Origin of the sequence: Holdemanella biformis DSM 3989, assembly GCF_000156655.1 — a bacterium.
Lineage (GTDB): Bacteria > Bacillota_I > Bacilli_A > Erysipelotrichales > Erysipelotrichaceae > Holdemanella > Holdemanella biformis.
In genome coordinates this window covers 387,783-406,272 of the sequence record NZ_DS996841.1, presented here as the reverse complement: position 1 = coordinate 406,272, position 18,490 = coordinate 387,783, and the positions used below count along the sequence as shown (strand labels likewise).

Genomic DNA, 18,490 nt, shown 5'->3' with positions numbered 1-18,490 from the left:
GGGGTTTTGGATTTTTATGTTGATTATGGATTTGCTTCTTCCATTTACGATGATTGGTTTTGGAAGATATTTTATGAAAAAGGCTCCAAAGGAAATAAATTCAGTATTTGGATATCGGACTTCGATGTCTATGAAGAACAAAGACACATGGGAATTTGCTCATAAATATTGTGGTAAAGTCTGGTATGTCTGTGGAATGGTTATGTTGCCGATAACAGTAATATTCATGCTTTTAGTGATTGGAAAAAATGAAGATTGTGTTGGGAGTATAGGAGGAATTATCTGTGGTGTTCAACTTATTCCTTTAATTGGGTCTATTCTCCCAACAGAAATAGCATTAAAAAAGAATTTTGATAAGAATGGAACAAGACGATAAATGCCATTTTTTGAAACTGAGAAATCGGGATTGACCGAGTTCTTTGAGTGAGATACACTTCTTGGACGAAGGGAAGGAAGAAGGAAAAAGTACTTTAGAGGTATTATGGAATGAGTAATAAATTGGTTGAGCACAAAGAATCAAAAGAAATATTAACTGGAAATCAAAAGAAAATTTTGTTTTGGATTTGTTTCATTATTTTAAGTATAGCTTTCATTACAGTCTGGATAAATATACTTTTGACATCTAAAGCATTTAATACACAAATGGAAGAGATGGTACTGGGAGAAGATTACTATATGGAGGATATTTTGATTACAGGTAAAAGGGCTGAAGATGCTTCGGCTGATACGATATCTCAGAATTATTTCTTCTACTACAACAATGGAAAAGTGAATGATTATCACAAGCGAATGCAAGTACCGGGATTTGTATATTCGGAATATAATGTAGGAGATTCCATAGCTGCATATACCACAGACCATGTTAGTTATTCTTATTACAAGTATGGGATTCTTCCGGATACAGAGTATACAAACAATGAATTAATGAAAGTGGCTGGCGTATTGCTTGGAATTGGAATATTTTTATTGGCTTTGTTTGGGGTGTTAAGTAAGAAAATGAATTACAAGAAGTAACCAACTTCCCGTTTATTGGGAAGTCGCAGAGAACGAAAAATCGGGATTTGGGGGTACATGATGATGATAATAAAAATTGTTACAATTTCACTGATGGCAGTGTTCTACATCTGCTATTTTGCAAAGCTGATTAGTCAGAAAAAGCAAGGCATAAAGACAGATCAATTAGGAAAAGGAAAAGAGGGATTTGTCAAATTTATAGAAGTGGCTCTTAAAATAATCACATATTTGCTTCCTGTAATACAAATTATCAGTATTGTGTTTTATTCGGGAACAGCACATATTGTGTTGCAATTTACAGGAGTTGTAATAACAATGTTCGGTGTACTTGCTTTTATTGTTTCTGTTACACAAATGAAGGAGAATTGGAGAGCAGGTGTGCAAAAAGAAGAAAAGACCAGTTTGGTAACAACGGGCATCTATTCTATTAGCAGAAATCCTGCATTTTTGGGTTTTGATTTAATGTATATAGGAATATTGTTTTCGTTCTTTAATTGGTTCCTTTGCTTTGCCACAGGTTTTGCAGTGGTATTTTTTCATTTGCAGATAGTCAATGTAGAGGAAGATTTTTTGATAGAAGCATTCGGAAATGAGTACCTGCAATACAAATCAAAAGTATGCAGATATTTAGGAAGAAAAAGATAACTTTAAGTTTTTGAAACTGAGAAATCGAAAGTTATGGAGGTACTTTATGAACGAGAGAGAAAAAATTATCCGATTATGGTTTGATATGTGGATTAAGAAAGCAGATTTAGGAATTGACAATATTTTTACAGATGATGTTGTATATACTGAGAGTTGGAGTCCTAAATATGAAAACCGCAAAACGGTAAAGCACTGGTTTGACGAATGGAATACACGCGGAAGTGTTCTTGTCTGGGAGATTAAGCAATTTTTTCATCAAGGCAATCAAACAATCGTGGAGTGGTATTTTAAAAGCAAAATGAATAATGGAAATGTTGAAGAATTTGACGGAATATCTTTAATTGTATGGACACAGGATAACAAAATAAAATCATTAAAAGAGTTTGGTTGCAATCTTCATAATTACAATCCATATCGAGATAGTGATATTCCCGTATTTCGAGAAGAAAAAGCAAATTGGTTTTGAGAGGACTATAAATTCCAGTTTTTGAAACTGAGAAATCGGGATTTATCAAGCTGTTAATTTTGAAAATTTCTTTGAAAAACTATTGACTCCTACGCAACGTAATAGTTTACGATATGTTTATCGAGAGGAGGAAATGACAATGATGACAGTGAATGAGGTAAGTAAATTAACAGGAGTGAGTATACGCACTCTGCAGTATTATGATACCATTGGTCTCTTAAAACCTATTGAATATACAGAGTCAGGTTATAGGTTGTATGACGATACATCCTTGGAAAGGCTGCAACAAATTTTACTGTTTAAAGAATTGGAATTTCCGCTTAAGGAGATTAAAAAGATAATTGATGCCCCTAACTTTGACAGGAACAAAGCATTAGAGCAGCAGATTGAATTGCTAACTATGAAAAAAGAGCATCTTGAAAATCTTATTAGTTTCGCTCGAGGAATAAAAGGAATAGGAGTGAAATATATGGATTTTAAAGTATTTGATACAACAAAGATTGATGAGTATTCTAAACGAGCAAAAGAACAATGGGGACAAACCTCTGAGTATAAGGAGTTTGAAGAGAAAACAAAGAACTGGACGAAAGACGATGAAGCTACTGTTGCAAATGAGTTTATGCAATTATTTGTTGAATTCGGACAAATGAAAGAAATGGATCCAGAAGATGAACAGGTGCAGTTGCAGGTAAGGAAACTTCAGGATTACATTACAGATCATTTTTATACATGTTCTGATAAGATTTTATGCGGTCTTGGAAGAATGTATGCCGGTGGAGGAGAACTTACGGAAAATATTGATGATGTTGGAGGAGTTGGCACAGCAGAGTTTGTAAGTAAAGCTATTGATATATTTTATATGAGCAGAAGGTAAATTCAAGTTTGTTGAATTAAAAATGAAATAAAGTTCCAGTAATCATAGAGTGTATGGATTCAATTCCATATGCTCTTTTTCTTTACTTAATTTCATGAAAAATGTAAAAATCTAATGTTACGAGTTGCATTAAAGAAAACTCGTAAGAAAAAAAGTAAAAAAATTTGCTTTTGACCACTGTAAAACATGCTCTGAGCGTTTCGTTATATGAAGGGATAATTTTTCTTTCATATTTCAAAGAAAAGAGGATAAAGAAATGTCAGAAAAAAGATGTTATACAGTTCAAGAGTTACAGGAAATCTTAGGAGTCAGCAGACCTACTATTTATAACCTTTTAAAGAAAAAGGAATTCCGGTGGATCCAGTTGGATGGCGGAAAGTATCGCATCTCTAAGAAGAGTTTCGATGACTGGCTCGATAACTTGGAACAATAAAAAACAGGGTGTTGATCAGGCAGATTTTGTCTGCAATCGACATCCTAAATTTTTATCTGGATTTGAGATATGATATAAGAAAAAACACTAACACTAAAAAAGACAGGAAGTGAAGAATAAATGGCAACAGCAATTATGAAACAAAAAGAAGTTCCGGAAATGGACGCTGTTGAAGAGATCATTTCAAAGATATCAGAAGACAGTCCTTACAAACGGCGTCCGACACAAAAGAGAACCTGGATGACCGTGCCGGAAATGGGAAAGCTGCTGGGATTAAAAAAGACAGATCGATACTGGCTGGTGCATAAAAATGTTTTTGAATCTAAAGAGATTGCCGGAAAGATACGAATCAATATTGCCAGCTTTGAAAAATGGTACGCCAATCAGATTAAATACCATAAAGTTACCGGAGAAGAACCGGGGAAAGAATTGAAATCCTGGTCCTATTCCGTTAAGGAAGTTGCGGATCTGTTGGGTGTTGATGAGTATCTTGTTTATGATTTACTCAAGAAAAATCAAATGGAAGCTGTTATTGTCGATTACTGGAAACGAATACCAAAAGAATCTTTTCAGAACTGGTATAAAAGCCAGTCCCGGTATCGAACAAAGGAAGACAGAGAAAAAGACGCTCTTCTGGAAGATGCAACAATTACGATGCCTGAGATGGCACAGCTGCTTGGAACAACCAGAAGCGCAGTATATACAATTCTTGATAATCCAAAGTATAGTCATTTTTTTGAATTCATTGTGATTGCAGAAAAGAAAAGGATCACAAAAGAGAGTTTTCAAAAATTCCTGGAAGGTCAGGATCGGTATAAGCTGGATCCATCGAATGATTATGAAGAACTTGCACAGGAACAGAATATTGCCCTGGCTAATTTCCGGCGGAAGAAATTATCACAGACCGGAATACGAGGAAGCAATGGAAATATAAAGTATCTTACTTTTGATGAAGCTTCCTATCTGGCAAAGGTCAGCAGAAGCATGATCAACAAGTGGGCGGATACAGGAAAGTTCACCGTAATAAAAGTTGGCAGTCGAGTTAGGATCCGTCGGGATGAATTTGAGGACTGGATGGAGCAAAGAGATTTGGAAAGGAGTATGCAATAATATGGCATCAATAAGAGAACGAAACGGAAAATTCAATGTAATCTATTCTTATACGAATGAAAAAGGCGAGAGAAAACAAAAATGGGAAACCTATGAAACAAAAGCCGAAGCTAAAAGAAGAAAAAAAGAAATTGAATATAAAAAAGAGATGGGATCATTTGTCGTCCGTAAATGCAAAACACTGGACGAGCTTATTACAGAATATGTTGCACTTTATGGCAAAGAAAACTGGGCGCTTTCTACATATGAAGGAAATGTCTCTCTTATCAATAACTATATTCTTCCGATCATTGGTGATACGAAACTCTCAGAGATCAATACCCGTTTCATCGAAAGATATTATCAGAGTCTTTTGAAGAGACGTGCAGTTATCAATCCATTGAATAAAACCAGTCGAAATGAATTTGTATCTTCCAGTACGGTCAGGGATATTAATAAGCTGCTTAGAAACTGTTTTGAACAGGCAGTGAAATGGGAGTTGATGGAGAAGAATCCTTGCACCCATGCGACTGTACCAAAACATAAATCACAAAAAAGAGACATCTGGACAGCGGATACATTGATGTATGCGCTCAGTGTCTGTGAAGATGAACGATTAAAGCTCGCAATTAATCTATCTTTCTCATGTTCCCTGCGACTTGGTGAGCTGCTTGGTCTTACCTGGGATTGTGTAGATATTTCTCCTGAGGCAATTGAAGAAAACCGTGCATATGTCTTCATCAACAAAGAATCACAGCGTATAAGAAAAGAATCTTTAAATGCATTGGATGGAAAAGATGTGTTGTTGGTATTTCCGACAAATCATAAGAAGAATTCTACGGTCCGTATTCTGAAAACACCGAAGACAGAAAGCAGTGTGCGTAAAATATTCTTACCGAAGAGTGTTGCTAATATGTTGGTAGACTGGAAGGTTGAGCAAGATGAAATGAAAGAAATTCTTGGTGATGAATATATGGACTATAACCTGGTTATGGCAAGTACCTTTGGTCTTCCTCTCGGAGATGGAGCAATCCGTGGTCCTTTAAAAAAACTGATCGAGGACTATAATCTCCCACCGGTTGTATTTCACAGTTTTCGTCATAGCAGCGTTACTTATAAGCTGAAATTGAATGGTGGAGACATCAAGGCGGTACAGGGTGATTCCGGCCATGCTCAGGTCAATATGGTTACGGATGTGTACTCTCATATTCTGGATGATGACCGAAGGAAAAATGCAGAGCTTTTTGAAGAAGCGTTTTATGAGAAAAAGAATCTGGATCCACAGATGCATGTACAGCAGGAAAATAATAATGCAACTGTTGCTGATGAAGTCGATCCGGAACTTCTGGCAAAAGTGTTGGCAAATCCAGAGATGCGGGCATTGCTCAATTCACTGGCGAAGACGATGAAGTAATTAGTCTATCTCCATAATATCTATTGGAATCTCCATCATTTGATGATGGAATGATGGAGATTCAGTTACAAAAAAGGTTACAGATATTTTTACTGAATAAAATTTGCCAGTCAAAAACGCATGGACAAACCGTCTCGTATGCGTTATATTATTTATAGACAAGAAAATATCTTGTGCTTTCGATAGGAAGTTTAATTGAATACTGTTTACCATGATCGAACGTACGAAGCATGGTGGTCATATAACAGATGTCGATGGTAATATCAAGGCATTCCCCAATTATTAGCTGGAGCAAACAATCAGCTAACTTTCAGAGCTTTACAGAGCTTGACAGAGGGGGTATTCAGAATAACTCGAATTGAATCGGAAACAGTTTTATATAGTATCCCACTTGGGTTTACCTTACCTCAGATTGACAGAGAGTGACAATAGGTTGGAGCTCTCCTAAGCGAAAGGTCGTAGGTTCGACTCCTATCTGGGACGCCAATTTTAAGGGATTTAACAGGGTTTTAATGAATTTTGGCCTGTGAATGATAAAAGAGATTTGTCTGATGTGTATTCATCATTCAAATCTCTTTTTGTTTTGTGATAAGTGAGGAGTGGGAAATGTTTTCGTTCCAAGTTAATTTCTTTGTGTGAATTCTTGTAGATAAATTAGAATTTGTCATTCCTTCTTGTTCTTTTCAATAGCACTAATCGTGCAAGCAAAAACAGTAATCATTGAAAGTAATATTGCTCTGGTCATTGCTTCGTTCATTCCAAAGCCAAAGAAGAAGCCAACCAATGCTGTTTTCATAATATACCTCCATCAAGTCCGATTTGTAATTCTATTCTTCATTTAAAAGATGTTGTAATTCTTCTTTGCTTGGTAATACTGTTTGGTATTTACTCGCAAATATTTGGTTATTGTTTTCAGGTAAAGTCATTTCCACAATAGATTGTTTTTTATCTTTACATAAAATGATTCCAATAGTGTTATTTTCATCGTCAAGTTTTACTTTACGATCATAGTAATTCACATACATTTGCATTTGTCCAATGTCTTGATGTTTTAATTCTCCAATTTTTAAATCAATTTATACAAAACATTTTAATATTCTGTTGAAGAATACTAAATCGACTTTGAAATGTTCTTCGTCAAATGTTAGTCTAACTTGTCTACCTACAAATGTATAGCCTTTACCAAGTTCGAGTAAGAATTGTTGTAAATGATCAATAATCTTATTCTCTAACTCAGTTTCGGAATATACAGGTAATTCTGGCAATTGTAAAAACTCTAATACATATGGATCTTTAATTGCATCTGCTGGCTTTTCGATTATTTGTCCTTTTTGTGATAATAACATCACTTCATCTTTATTTTTACTTAAAGATAGACGTTCATATAATGAAGAATCATATTGTCTTTTTAATTCTGATAAACTCCAATCATTTTTTACTGATTCAATTTCATAAAAATGTCTTTCTTCAATATTTGAAATTCTCATTAGTTTCAAATAATGTGACCAGCTTAAATAGAACTTACGGCCAGTAATAGTGACAGGGTAATTTTTGAATTGGGGAAACACTGTTTTCCCAATTGAGTCAGTTTTATAGATTGTATAAAATCTTCTTATTAATTTAAGGTTGTCAACAGAATATCCCTTGCCATAATGTTCAGTCAAAAAAGACGATAAGTTTCAAATTATATATTTACCATATTTTGCTCGATTATCGCCATTTTGTTCTTCTTCAATAATCATTCGTCCAATTTCAAAATATGTATAGACCATAGCAATATTCACAGCAGTCTTAACATTTTTCTTGGCTTCTTCGATTAATAAAGAAACTTTATTTAGAAATTTGTTGCTTACTTCATTCATATGTAATACACCACGCTTTCGCTATATATTTTCATTATAATTGCATTTACCATTTATATCTATAGTACAATATATAATGTTTTTCTTGCGAATCCTTTTCTGATGAGACTACAGACAAGAGAGGAGCAGTACCTACAGAATAGGTTTCCTAAACGAAAGGTTGTAAGTTCAAATCTTATCAGGGACACCATATAGAGTTAAAAATAGCGCTGAAATCATTTTATGTTTTTTTTGCATCCTTTTTTTACTATAACCGCTTACAATTGATAAAAAACATGTACTTTTTATGTGTGGTCACGTATACTAAAAAGTAGGTGAACACATATTGAGGAGTGAATAATATGATAATAAGGAAGCGAATCGTGTCGCTTTTTTTAGCGATGACATTACTAGTGCCACTTGCACAAATTACTCCATTAAAAGCTGAATCAGATACAAAAGAGGTGGATGTCATGTTTACACATGATACGCATTCTCATTTGGATAGTTTCACAACAAATGTAGATGGAGAACTTCAAAAAGTAGGTGGTTTTTCTCGAATTAAAACATTGATTAATGAACAAAAGAAGGAGAATCCAAATACACTAATATTGGATGGTGGGGATTTCTCAATGGGAACGTTGATACAAACAGTATATGATACGCAAGCAGCTGAACTTAGAATGCTTGGCTATCTTGGATATGATGTCACAACATTAGGAAATCATGAGTTTGATTATCGTTCAAAAGGTTTGGCCAATATGTTAAAGGCAGCCAAAAGTTCGGGTGAAACAATACCAGAACTTGTCGTATGCAATGTGGATTGGGATGGCATGAAAAAGGCTGGATTGAGTAAAGGTCAAAGACAGATTCAGTCCGGATTTGAAACGTATGGAGTAAAGGATTATGTTGTCATTCAAAAAGGGGATACAAAGATAGCTGTTACGGGTGTTTTTGGAAAAGATTCTTTAGAATGTGCACCAACATGTGAATTGTTGTTTAAAGATCCTGTAGAAGCCATGAAAGATACAGTTGAAAAAATCAAGAAGAAAGAAAAAGTGGATATGGTTGTTTGTGTTTCTCACTGTGGAACTTGGGAAGATGAAAATAAATCGGAAGATGAACTTCTTGCCAAGAATGTAAAGGATATTGATTTAATCATCAGTGGACATACGCATTCAGAATTAAAAGAACCGATTCAACATGAAAATACATATATCGTATCTTGTGGGGAATATGGAAAAAATATCGGTTCTCTTTCAATGAAACAGAATTCGAAGGGGCGTTGGGATTTAAGTTCTTATGAACTAATTCCTGTATCTGAAAATATACAGCCAGATATAGAAACACAAAATCGTATTGATGAATTAATGGATACAGTGGATACAAATTATCTTGCTGATTTTGGCTATACAAGAGATTGCGTTCTTGCACAAAATGATATTGAATTTAATAGTTTAGATGAATTGTATTCAAAACATGAAGAATCAAATCTTGGACAAATTATTGCGGATTCATTTGCGTATGCTGTCGATTCAGTCGATGTAGCCGTTGTACCAAGTGGAACTATACGAGATACATATACAAAAGGAGATATTACCGTAGAAGATGTATATAATTCATTTTCTTTGGGTATTGGAAAAGATGGTATAGCTGGATATCCTTTGATTTCTACTTATCTTACGGGTAAAGAATTAAAACTTGCAGCCGAAGTGGATGCTTCAGTTTCAGATTTCATGACAACGGCAAGATTGTATTGTAGCGGACTTAATTTTACTTACAATCCAAATCGTATGATCTTAAATAAAGTTACAGATTGTTACCTGACAAAAGACGGTCAAAGAATTGAGATTCAAGATGATCAATTGTATCATGTTGTGACAGATCTATATACAGGTCAGATGCTTGGTTCAGTAAATAAAATGTCATATGGACTTTTGTCACTTGAACCAAAAGATCAGGATGGAAATCCAATTGAAAATCTAGAGGATCATATCATTAAAGAAGATGGCAAAGAACTAAAAGCTTGGGATGCGATTGCAAGATATATGCGCTCTTTTGATGATACAGATGGTGATGGTATTGCGAATGTTTCAAAGTATTATGCTTCAACACATGATCATAAGATTGTGGATGATAGTAAGAATATAATTGACTTGATTAAAAAGCCAAATAAATTTAGTGCAATGATTGTGGCAATCGTTTTAGTCATTATTTTACTAATTGTACTTTTAATTTTATTGATTCGTAGAATTATTGGGAAGATAAGAAAAAAGAGTAAATAAACACATGAATGTGATGAGGAGTTAGGGTAATGAGTATAAATAAATGTAAAATTGGTGGAATTGTTGCAGAAGTGCCAAAGCGTATGAATAGCTTGTTTTATGGTGATGTTTTAGAAATCCGATTGGATATAAATCGCAAAGATATAGATAAGATTGAACATGTTACATGTTTAATTGTTGATAAAGAATTAATTGAAAGAGCAATGAATACAATTGGAGTAGGGGATTATCTATTTTGTTTCGGACATTTTGTGTCTTTGGAATATAAGCGTAAACAATTGGTGAAATGTCCACATTGTGGCAAGGAAGGTTATCGTATGCGAAAAGCCCAGAATACAGATATTATTCTACGTGATTTTGAAGTGACGAAGGGAATTGACTTATCGGATTCAGATGGTGTTAATAGGGTGGTTTTGACTGGTGTTGTAAATAATCCGATTCAACAAAGGGAAGGGCATAATCGTTTTCAGATTGTAAATAATCGTCCGATTCAAGCACAACAACATCTTATGGAAATTGTAACTGAGGAGTTGCTAGCGGGGTCGGAACGTTTCAATTTGGTAAATGTGAATACATTTAATGGTCTTGCCACACATGTTAGTAAAACAGTGAAACAATCCAATCGTGTGATTGTGAAAGGCTCGATTTATGATCGTATAATCAAATATACGATTCCTTGTAAGTGTAAGTATTGTGAAGAAATGTTTGAATATGATGTTGTATATCCTCAATATGAGGTTACTGCAACAAGTGTTAGACAGGATGTGGATTATATATCAAAATCTTAATAGATTTAATGACTCTCATTTATAAAATGGGAGTTTTTTTTATTTTAATTTTTTTAAATGGAATATAAAGTGTTTAAAAATAAATAATTATATTATTTAAAGCTTAAAAATAAGCAAGAAAAGTGTTCATAAAAATAATATCACAAGGAATATTATACGGAATAATTTACTGATAGACTAACAATGTACAAAGAAAGGACAGAAAAGTCAGTGCTTAGTTTGTTGATGGATATATGTGATGACCATGATGAAAACAAACAGTCGTTTTATTTAATGTGATATAAGTTAATTTTTCTAAAAGTTAAGACAATTAGTAATGAACGAGGAAACAGGAGGAAGAAATATGTTTAGTTTATTTTTAGTATTTATGGTGATTTATGGATTTGGTGAAATTTCATATCAATCTATTGGATGTGATAGTTTTGTTGAAAGGATGGAAGAAACTATAAAGGGTATCACGTCTTTTGAGATGGTGAAGCAGGATGATTTTTGGAACAACGGGTTTGGTTAAATGTTTTAAAAAAGAGGTTAATTTTAGAAGAAGTTAAGACAATTAGTAATGAACAAAGAAATAGGAGGAAGAAAATATGTTTAGTTTATTTTTAGTATTTGTGGTGATTTGTGTAGTTGTAAATGTGATTAGCAGTATTACTGGAATGTCTTCATATCAATCTAGTGAAGATGATCAATTTCATCGATTCCAGCAAGATGTACAGCAACAGCAATTTGATGAAATGAACCGGCATTTTACGGAAGAGTCTTTAAAAAGTGTCACACCTTTTGAGATGGGTGGATATGATATGACACAGGGTAATTCATGGAACAACAATGATTTTGGGGGAATGTTTTAAAAAGGGGTTAAGACATCAATTAGTAATGAACAAAGAAATAGGAGGAAGAAAATATGTTTAGTTTATTTTTAGTATTTGTGATGATTTGTGTAGTTGTAAATGTGATTAGTGGTATTACTGGAATGTATTCATATCAATCTAGTGAAGATGATCAATTTAATCAATTCCAACGTAATGTGCAGCAACAGCAATTTGATGAAATGAATCGGCATTTTACGGAAGAGTCTTTAAAGAGTGTCACACCTTTTGAGATGGGTGGATATGATATGACACAGGGTAATTCATGGAATAATAATGATTTTGGTGGAATGTTTTAAGAAAAGTAAAAATTAGGAGGAAATTTGAAAATGAAGAAAACAAACGAAAAAATTTTAGTAAGTGCATTAGCAGGAATGACAGCTTTACAAGGTATGAGTACAACACTTATGAGTGTATGTGCACAAGAAAATAATGAAACTACACATGAGAGTGTAATGAATGTGAAGATGTCGCAAAAGGATGAATTGGAATCTAAATTGAATGATTCTAAAAAGAATGTGGATGAAAAGACACTCGCTTTAGATAGTGCAAAAGGTGCTGCTAGTGTCGCAAAGAAACAGGTGGAAATATTAGAGTCTAAACAAGATGAAAAGAATCGATTGGTGCAACAAGACTATCAAGTATCTTACGATGTGATTATGAATGAGTTGCAGCCAATGTTAGATACGATTTCAGACTTGGAATCACAAATCAATGATGCTAAAAAGGATCTAGATGAAAAAATTAGTGTAAGTCAAAAGGCTAGTGAAGAGTTGGATCAGGCTCAAAAAGATTTGGGCTTGAAAAAGACAGAGTTGATTGAATTACAGAATAAATTGGCAGGACTAGGAAATGTTGTGGATCTTAAATCGAAATTAGAGGGGGCTAAAGAAGAAAGAGATGCAGTATTAACTCATTTAAATAGTGCTCAACAAGATGCGGATGCAGCCAATGCAAAATTACAGGATGCATATAGTGAAATTGGAATTGCGGACGATGCACTTGTAGAAGCAACATTTGTCTATAATGAGGCTGTGAATACAATGGCTGAAAAAGAGGCAATCGTCAAAGAAAAACAGGCAATTGTAGATCAATTTAAAGATGAAAATGGTATAGAAGACGCAAAAACAGAATTGGATATCGCAAAGGGTAATTTGGATGATGCGAAAACGTTTGTTGACTATAAGTTCTCAGAAATGATGAATGCACAGGCTGATTATGATAATGCTTTAGGTACATATAATAGATTCGAAAAGGATTATGAAAATGCTAAAGAAGAAGTAAATGGAGCTCAAATTAATTTGAATAATGCGAATCAAAAGTTAGAAAGTATTCAAGCTGAATATGATGCGAATCAAAAAGAAATGGAAGCTAAGAATAACGAAATCTTAGCTTTAAATACACAGATTGCAGATGCTCAAAGTGAAGTTGATAAAGCTCAGACTGATTATGACAAAGCTTTGAATGAGTACAACAGCACTTCCAGTCCTTTAGAGCAGGCTAAAAAAAACCTTGTGGACTTTGAATCTAAGTATGCTACAGAATTGAGTCGTTTAACAACTGGAAGCAAGGGATACTTTGAATCTCTTGGCTGTTCGGAAGATGTACTAAGCGTGTTCAAAGTCGACGACAGCTATCAAGGTGAAGTTGCAGGATATACGCATATGGGACAGGCTGGAGATGCAACAAGTCTGGAAAATGTGAAAGCTTCTATTCCTTATTTACGAGAGTTTAATGAAATTCGTAAAAAAGAAGGATTGCCGGAGTTGAGTGTAAGTATGCTTATGATGGCAATTGCTCAGGTCAACGCAAACTATGCACAGGTGGAAGGAAATCATTCCTCAGCGTATGGAACCTGTGAAAACCTTGCATGGGGATATGGAGAAGCAGGAACAGGAGCAAGTCCGTTTAGAGGCTGGTACGACTACGAAAAGAAACAGTATGAAGCTGGAAATCACAAATTCTCTGAAGTGGGACACTATTTGAATATCGTACATCCGGCGAATACAATCACTGGCTTTGCATTGCAAAAGGTGAATGGTGTCTATGCTCAGGAATTCGGAGAACATAATTCATTCACAAAAGATGTTATCTTGTCTTTAGATGAATTTGAAACATCTTTCAACAACTACTACAACAATTTAAAATCTGTTGATGCTCAGCATAAAGCATTAAAAGACGCTGTAAACAATGCAAGTGGAACTACTACAAAAGATGATACAGCGTTAAAGAATGCAGAAAGTTTGTTGGCAACTAAAAAGAATGATTTATTGAATCTTCAAAATCAATTGAATCAAACAAATAGTGAAAGAGATAGTCTAGTAGTTTTCGCAACAACGAAAAAGAATGAAATGGATCAGGCCAAAGAGGATGTGGATTATGCCAAGGTAAATGTTGATCGAAAGAAATTGGATGCGGCTAGTGCGAGTGAAGTTTTAGATAATGCAAAGGCAGATGTTTTGGCAAAAGAAAATGCAAAGAAAGATGCAGAAAGTAAATTGGCTACAGCAAAACAGCAGGTGGATGCATTACAGGCAACAATAGATGGCTTACAAGACAATATTGATAATTGGGATATCAATAAGGAAAAGGCAAAGAAAGCGTTGAGTATTGCTGAAATGGATTTGCGTGCCGCAAAAGAGATGGAATCCAATGCTAAAGAAAATTTATTGAAGGCAACAGATGCATACAATGAGGCGATGAAGGTTTGTGAAGATGCACAAGCTAAAGCGGATGTTACAAGTGCTGCTTTATTAAAGGCTGAAAGTTCATTTAATGAAAAGAATGGTGTGTATGAAAAAGTACAAAATGCAGTTTTAGATTATGATCAAAGTAGTTCTAGACTTGAATCTGTGGAAACAGAATTAACCGAGATTGAAGGCCATGTGGATGTGTTAAAGAAAGCGCAGGCAGAGCTTGATCAAAAGATTTTTGGTTTACAATCGGAGATTGAAGATTTGAATGTGTCTTTGACAAATCAAAAATCTAATGCGTTGCCATATGAACAAATGAAATCTTTGTTGGATGATGTTATGGATAGGGGTACTCAGGTTGATTTAAGTATGGTTGAAAATGATCAAGTCAAAGCTTTATTGATTCAACTTTCCATGGATGTGGATGATTTAAAAGGTATTCGAAAAGATTTAGATGAAGCTAAGAATGTATATGTAGAAAAATACAATTTATATTTGGATGCGAAAAATGATTTGTCGAATGCCAAGGATGAAAATAGTGATGCGATGAAGGCTTTAAATGAATATTTAAATGGTGAAACTAAGCCAGAAACAGTGACAAGTACAAATGAAAATATAAATACGGGAGTAGATGTAAATACATGGAGTTCTATGATGAGTGCAATGTTGGCTGGTTTAGGCGTTGTGGGTGTTTTACATCAAAAAAGAAAAGAAGATGAAGAATGAGGAGGATAGAGAATGTTTGAAGTATTTTTGTTGATAGTTGGTTGTATGATTTCCATTATGTTTATTGATTCGATTTTAGTCGATGAGAAAAGTGAAGAGAGATTAAATCGTTTATACGATGGGAATATGAATTTATAGGAAAGAAATAGGAGGAAATTTGAAAATGAAAAAAACAAACGAAAAAATTTTAGTAAGTGCATTAGCAGGAATGACAGCTTTACAAGGTATGAGTACAACACTTATGAGTGTATGTGCACAAGAAAATGATGAAATGACACATGTGAGTGTCATGAATGTGAAGATGTCGCAAAAGGATGAATTGGAATCTAAATTAAATGATTCAAAGAAAGATGTGGAAGAAAAGACATTGGCTTTAGATAGTGCAAAAGGGGCATTAAGTGTTGCAAGTAAGCAAGTAGAAATATTAGAGTCTAAACAAGATGAAAAGAGTCAATTGGTACAACAAGATTATCAAGCAATGTATGATGCGATTAATAGTAAGTTGCAGCCTTTATTAGATGAAATCACAAATTTAGAAGGGCAGATCAAAGGTGCCAAAAAGGATTTGGATGATAAAATCAGTGCAAGTCAAAAGGCAGCTGCAGATTTAGAAGAAGCACAAAATACATTAGCATCAAAAAAGGATACTTTAGAACAGCTTCAAAAAAAGCTCGATTCTTTTAAAGATGAGGGGGATTTGGCAAAAGAATTAGAGAAGGCAACACAAGAAAAAGATGGGGCTGAAAAAGCCGTAAGTGATGCACAGAAAAATGTGGATGATGCAAATACTGTATTGTCGCAAGCAACTTCTGATGCAGCCAATAAAAAGGTAGCTTTAGATCAGGCAAATCAAAGTTTGGATGCGGCATTAGCGGATGTGTCAGAGAAACAAAAGATTGTGGAGGAAAAACAAGCTTTAGTTGATTCTTTTAATGAGGATACGACCAAAGCCGAGTTAGAGCAGGCAAAAACGGATTTAAATCTTGCCAAAGATAGATTGAGTAAGGCACAAGAAAGCGTAAATACAGCCACAAGTGTTTATAATGATGCCGTGACAATTCAAGAAAAGGCACAACAAGCTTATGATACTTCTTGTCAAGATTTAGAAAATACAAAGGCTACTCTAGCACAAGCTCAAGATGCATTAGCTAAAGTACAAGAGGATGTGAATAATCTTCAGTCGCAAATGGAAAAGAAAAATGAAGAAATCAAGGGTTTAAATACAAAGATAGATGCGGCTAAATCAGATGTGGATAAGGCGCAATCGAAGTATGATAAGGCTTTGAATGATTATAATAGTATTTCAAGTCCACTTGATCAGGCTAAAAAGAATCTGAATGATTTTGAAACAAAGTATGCTGCAGAACTTGCTCGTTTAAATCAGGGAAGTAAAGGATATTTTGATTCAATTGGATGTTCAGATCTTGCGAATTATGTGTTTAAAGTTGATAATTCTGCAGAAGGTAAATTAGCTTCTTATACACATTTGGGTCAAGTTGATGATGCGACAAGTTTAAAAAACATGCAGGCATCTATCGCATATTTGAAAGAATGTAATGAAATTCGTAAACAAGAAGGTTTACCAGAATTAAAAGTCAGTGCATGGCTTATGGCAGTAGCTCAAGTCAATGCCAATCATGCCAAATATAATATAGAACATGCAGGGGTCTATGTAACGGGTGAAAACCTTGCGTGGGGATATGGAGATGCCAATACTGCGGCAAGTCCATATAGAGGGTGGTATGATGAAGAAAAGGCTGAATATTTAGCTGGTAACCATAACTTCTCGGATATTGGTCACTATAAAAATATTGTAGAAGGTCGATATACTGTAACGGGTTATGCGATTGGAACCAATGGTCAGTTCTCTATGGCTCATTGCCAGGAATTCTTAGATGAGGTAATGGGTGTAGATGATGATGTTCAAATGACTGTTTCTGAATTTGAGCAATCATTCAATGACTACTGCAACAATTTGAAATCTGTGGATTCTCAACACAAGACTTTACAGGATGCAGTAAAGAATGCGGCTTCTTTAAATACGAAAGATGATACCGCATTAAAACAAGCAGAGTCTGAATTGAATTCAAAAAAATCTGTATTATCGGATTTACAGGCTCAATTAGCACAGGCTAAAACGGATAAAAAGGAAATTTCAGATAATGTGGATGCGAAACAAAATGAAGTTTCTAAATTAAAGAATTCTGTAAAAGAATTGTCTTCTGAAGTAAAACAAAAAGAGAAAGCAAAGTCTGAAAAAGAATCTCAATTAAAGGAAGCTAAAAAGAATGTGGAGTCAAAGGCAAATGAAAAGAAGGATAAGGAAAATGCACTCACAAATATCCAGAATGAACAATCAACCATTCAAAAGAAGATTGATACACTTAGTGATCGCTTAAATAATTGGGATGCGAATAAAACGCAGGCGAACCAAGATTTAAAGGATGCTAAGGATAGTCTTAAGGATGCGAAAGCTTTAGCTAAAACGCAAAAAGAAAATGCGAATGCATTAAAAGATGAATATGAAAAGGCATTGGATGTGAAATCTAAGGCAAAAGAAAGTGCAGATAAGTATCTATCTATTTTGAAACAAAAACAAGATGCATTCAATGAAAAATCCGATCATTATGATGCTGCAAAACAAGCTAGTGATGATTATAAGAATACAGTGGAAGAGTTAAATGTGATAAAACAAGAAGTGAGTGAAACAACAAAGAAAATTCAATTGCTACAAGAAAAGCAGAAAACTCTAAAGGCGGATATTCAAACATTGAAGTATAAAATTGTGACATTAAATGATAGTCTTACAAAATCAAAAGATAAGGCTTTACCAGAACAGACTCTAATGAATCTATTAAATGATACAAAAGAAAAAGGAAGTAAGGTAGACCTATCTAAAGTAGAAGATGCAACTATGAAAGAAAAGATGACAAGTCTAGCACAAAATGTAGATGCCTTGAATGAAGTCAATGGTTTGTTAGAAATCGCCAAGACAAATTATCAAACCAAATACGAGTTGTATCTAGATGCCAAGAAAGAAAAAGCAGATGCCGATGCCAACTACAATAAGGCTATGCAGGCATTAAATGACTACTTGAATTCACAATCAACCAAAGAAACTGAAGTTACAACCAACAAAGGTAATGTACATACAGGCGTTGATGCAAATGTGATGGGATCCATGTTAACAAGCATGGTAGCAGGCCTAGGAATTGTAGGCATCCTACACAAAAAAAGAAGGGAGGAGAAATAAATAAAGTAAATGAAATCAACAACTAAAGTAGGCATTTCCTGCTTTAGTTTATCTAATATTTTTAATCAATCTAATAAAATTTTCGACCATCGACCTATTT

17 protein-coding genes and 1 pseudogene are annotated in these 18,490 nt (G+C 34.3%); 16 read left to right on the top strand and 2 right to left on the bottom strand.

What is annotated here, in order from left to right; genetic code table 11:
- The first annotated feature begins 16 nt into the window (after window positions 1-16).
- The 8 genes from EUBIFOR_RS03450 (at window position 17) to EUBIFOR_RS03415 (ending at window position 5,935) form a co-directional block, all read left to right on the top strand.
- Window positions 17-376 carry an SdpI family protein gene (locus EUBIFOR_RS03450; protein ID WP_244264143.1) on the top strand — a complete coding sequence of 120 codons (360 nt, stop codon included), beginning with the start codon at window positions 17-19 and terminating at the stop codon, window positions 374-376.
- Between the two features lie 110 nt (window positions 377-486).
- The gene (locus tag EUBIFOR_RS03445; RefSeq protein ID WP_003864539.1) at window positions 487-1,014 is read left to right on the top strand and encodes a hypothetical protein; all 528 of its coding nucleotides are present in this window, start codon (window positions 487-489) and stop codon (window positions 1,012-1,014) included.
- Window positions 1,015-1,074: 60 nt separating this feature from the next.
- Window positions 1,075-1,659: a methyltransferase family protein gene (locus EUBIFOR_RS03440; RefSeq protein ID WP_208853790.1), complete on the top strand. Its 585-nt coding sequence runs from the start codon at window positions 1,075-1,077 to the stop codon at window positions 1,657-1,659.
- 46 nt (window positions 1,660-1,705) lie between these two features.
- Window positions 1,706-2,125 carry a nuclear transport factor 2 family protein gene (locus tag EUBIFOR_RS03435; RefSeq protein WP_003864537.1) on the top strand — a complete coding sequence of 140 codons (420 nt, stop codon included), beginning with the start codon at window positions 1,706-1,708 and terminating at the stop codon, window positions 2,123-2,125.
- Between the two features lie 139 nt (window positions 2,126-2,264).
- On the top strand, window positions 2,265-2,999 hold the full coding sequence (locus tag EUBIFOR_RS03430) for a MerR family transcriptional regulator (protein ID WP_040466121.1): 735 nt from the start codon (window positions 2,265-2,267) through the stop codon (window positions 2,997-2,999).
- Between the two features lie 256 nt (window positions 3,000-3,255).
- Window positions 3,256-3,432 (top strand): helix-turn-helix domain-containing protein, encoded by a 177-nt coding sequence (locus tag EUBIFOR_RS03425; RefSeq protein WP_003864535.1) that lies wholly within the window; start codon window positions 3,256-3,258, stop codon window positions 3,430-3,432.
- A gap of 120 nt (window positions 3,433-3,552) precedes the next feature.
- Complete coding sequence (locus tag EUBIFOR_RS03420) at window positions 3,553-4,542, top strand: helix-turn-helix domain-containing protein (protein ID WP_003864534.1); 990 nt, start codon at window positions 3,553-3,555, stop codon at window positions 4,540-4,542.
- A gap of 1 nt (window position 4,543) precedes the next feature.
- Window positions 4,544-5,935: a tyrosine-type recombinase/integrase gene (locus tag EUBIFOR_RS03415; protein ID WP_173817058.1), complete on the top strand. Its 1,392-nt coding sequence runs from the start codon at window positions 4,544-4,546 to the stop codon at window positions 5,933-5,935.
- Between the two features lie 664 nt (window positions 5,936-6,599).
- On the opposite strand, the gene EUBIFOR_RS13370 is transcribed toward EUBIFOR_RS03415, so the two are convergent.
- Together EUBIFOR_RS13370 and EUBIFOR_RS03410 are read right to left on the bottom strand one after the other, a co-directional pair.
- Window positions 6,600-6,731 carry a hypothetical protein gene (locus tag EUBIFOR_RS13370; protein ID WP_003864531.1) on the bottom strand — a complete coding sequence of 44 codons (132 nt, stop codon included), beginning with the start codon at window positions 6,729-6,731 and terminating at the stop codon, window positions 6,600-6,602.
- A 31-nt stretch (window positions 6,732-6,762) separates the two neighbouring features.
- Window positions 6,763-7,707: pseudogene (locus EUBIFOR_RS03410) on the bottom strand (PDDEXK nuclease domain-containing protein).
- A gap of 452 nt (window positions 7,708-8,159) precedes the next feature.
- Between EUBIFOR_RS03410 and EUBIFOR_RS03405 the strand changes: the two are divergent.
- The 8 genes from EUBIFOR_RS03405 (at window position 8,160) to EUBIFOR_RS03380 (ending at window position 18,390) form a co-directional block, all read left to right on the top strand.
- Window positions 8,160-10,061 (top strand): bifunctional metallophosphatase/5'-nucleotidase, encoded by a 1,902-nt coding sequence (locus EUBIFOR_RS03405; protein ID WP_244264142.1) that lies wholly within the window; start codon window positions 8,160-8,162, stop codon window positions 10,059-10,061.
- 29 nt (window positions 10,062-10,090) lie between these two features.
- Window positions 10,091-10,849: a hypothetical protein gene (locus tag EUBIFOR_RS03400; RefSeq protein WP_003864526.1), complete on the top strand. Its 759-nt coding sequence runs from the start codon at window positions 10,091-10,093 to the stop codon at window positions 10,847-10,849.
- 343 nt (window positions 10,850-11,192) lie between these two features.
- Entirely contained in the window at window positions 11,193-11,360 is a 168-nt protein-coding gene (locus EUBIFOR_RS12660; RefSeq protein WP_154646018.1) for a hypothetical protein, read from the top strand.
- 76 nt (window positions 11,361-11,436) lie between these two features.
- Entirely contained in the window at window positions 11,437-11,700 is a 264-nt protein-coding gene (locus EUBIFOR_RS03395) for a hypothetical protein (protein ID WP_003864524.1), read from the top strand.
- 53 nt (window positions 11,701-11,753) lie between these two features.
- Window positions 11,754-12,017 carry a hypothetical protein gene (locus EUBIFOR_RS03390; RefSeq protein WP_003864523.1) on the top strand — a complete coding sequence of 88 codons (264 nt, stop codon included), beginning with the start codon at window positions 11,754-11,756 and terminating at the stop codon, window positions 12,015-12,017.
- A 30-nt stretch (window positions 12,018-12,047) separates the two neighbouring features.
- Window positions 12,048-15,137, top strand: coding sequence for a CAP domain-containing protein (locus tag EUBIFOR_RS03385; RefSeq protein WP_003864522.1), 3,090 nt, complete (start codon window positions 12,048-12,050; stop codon window positions 15,135-15,137).
- 12 nt (window positions 15,138-15,149) lie between these two features.
- Entirely contained in the window at window positions 15,150-15,275 is a 126-nt protein-coding gene (locus tag EUBIFOR_RS13365) for a hypothetical protein (RefSeq protein ID WP_003864521.1), read from the top strand.
- Window positions 15,276-15,300: 25 nt separating this feature from the next.
- Window positions 15,301-18,390, top strand: a complete 3,090-nt coding sequence (locus EUBIFOR_RS03380; RefSeq protein ID WP_003864520.1) for a CAP domain-containing protein — start codon at window positions 15,301-15,303, stop codon at window positions 18,388-18,390.
- Window positions 18,391-18,490 lie beyond the last annotated feature (100 nt).

Excerpts from the sequence above, each read along its gene's own strand:
- EUBIFOR_RS03450 (WP_244264143.1), top strand. The coding sequence starts at position 17 with ATGTTGATTATGGATTTGCTTCTTCCATTTACGATGATTGGTTTTGGA.
- EUBIFOR_RS03445 (WP_003864539.1), top strand. The coding sequence starts at position 487 with ATGAGTAATAAATTGGTTGAGCACAAAGAATCAAAAGAAATATTAACT.
- EUBIFOR_RS03440 (WP_208853790.1), top strand. The coding sequence starts at position 1,075 with ATGATGATAATAAAAATTGTTACAATTTCACTGATGGCAGTGTTCTAC.
- EUBIFOR_RS03435 (WP_003864537.1), top strand. The coding sequence starts at position 1,706 with ATGAACGAGAGAGAAAAAATTATCCGATTATGGTTTGATATGTGGATT.
- EUBIFOR_RS03430 (WP_040466121.1), top strand. The coding sequence starts at position 2,265 with ATGATGACAGTGAATGAGGTAAGTAAATTAACAGGAGTGAGTATACGC.
- EUBIFOR_RS03425 (WP_003864535.1), top strand. The coding sequence starts at position 3,256 with ATGTCAGAAAAAAGATGTTATACAGTTCAAGAGTTACAGGAAATCTTA.
- EUBIFOR_RS03420 (WP_003864534.1), top strand. The coding sequence starts at position 3,553 with ATGGCAACAGCAATTATGAAACAAAAAGAAGTTCCGGAAATGGACGCT.
- EUBIFOR_RS03415 (WP_173817058.1), top strand. The coding sequence starts at position 4,544 with ATGGCATCAATAAGAGAACGAAACGGAAAATTCAATGTAATCTATTCT.
- EUBIFOR_RS13370 (WP_003864531.1), bottom strand. The coding sequence starts at position 6,731 with ATGAAAACAGCATTGGTTGGCTTCTTCTTTGGCTTTGGAATGAACGAA.
- EUBIFOR_RS03400 (WP_003864526.1), top strand. The coding sequence starts at position 10,091 with ATGAGTATAAATAAATGTAAAATTGGTGGAATTGTTGCAGAAGTGCCA.
- EUBIFOR_RS12660 (WP_154646018.1), top strand. The coding sequence starts at position 11,193 with ATGTTTAGTTTATTTTTAGTATTTATGGTGATTTATGGATTTGGTGAA.
- EUBIFOR_RS03395 (WP_003864524.1), top strand. The coding sequence starts at position 11,437 with ATGTTTAGTTTATTTTTAGTATTTGTGGTGATTTGTGTAGTTGTAAAT.
- EUBIFOR_RS03390 (WP_003864523.1), top strand. The coding sequence starts at position 11,754 with ATGTTTAGTTTATTTTTAGTATTTGTGATGATTTGTGTAGTTGTAAAT.
- EUBIFOR_RS03385 (WP_003864522.1), top strand. The coding sequence starts at position 12,048 with ATGAAGAAAACAAACGAAAAAATTTTAGTAAGTGCATTAGCAGGAATG.
- EUBIFOR_RS13365 (WP_003864521.1), top strand. The coding sequence starts at position 15,150 with ATGTTTGAAGTATTTTTGTTGATAGTTGGTTGTATGATTTCCATTATG.
- EUBIFOR_RS03380 (WP_003864520.1), top strand. The coding sequence starts at position 15,301 with ATGAAAAAAACAAACGAAAAAATTTTAGTAAGTGCATTAGCAGGAATG.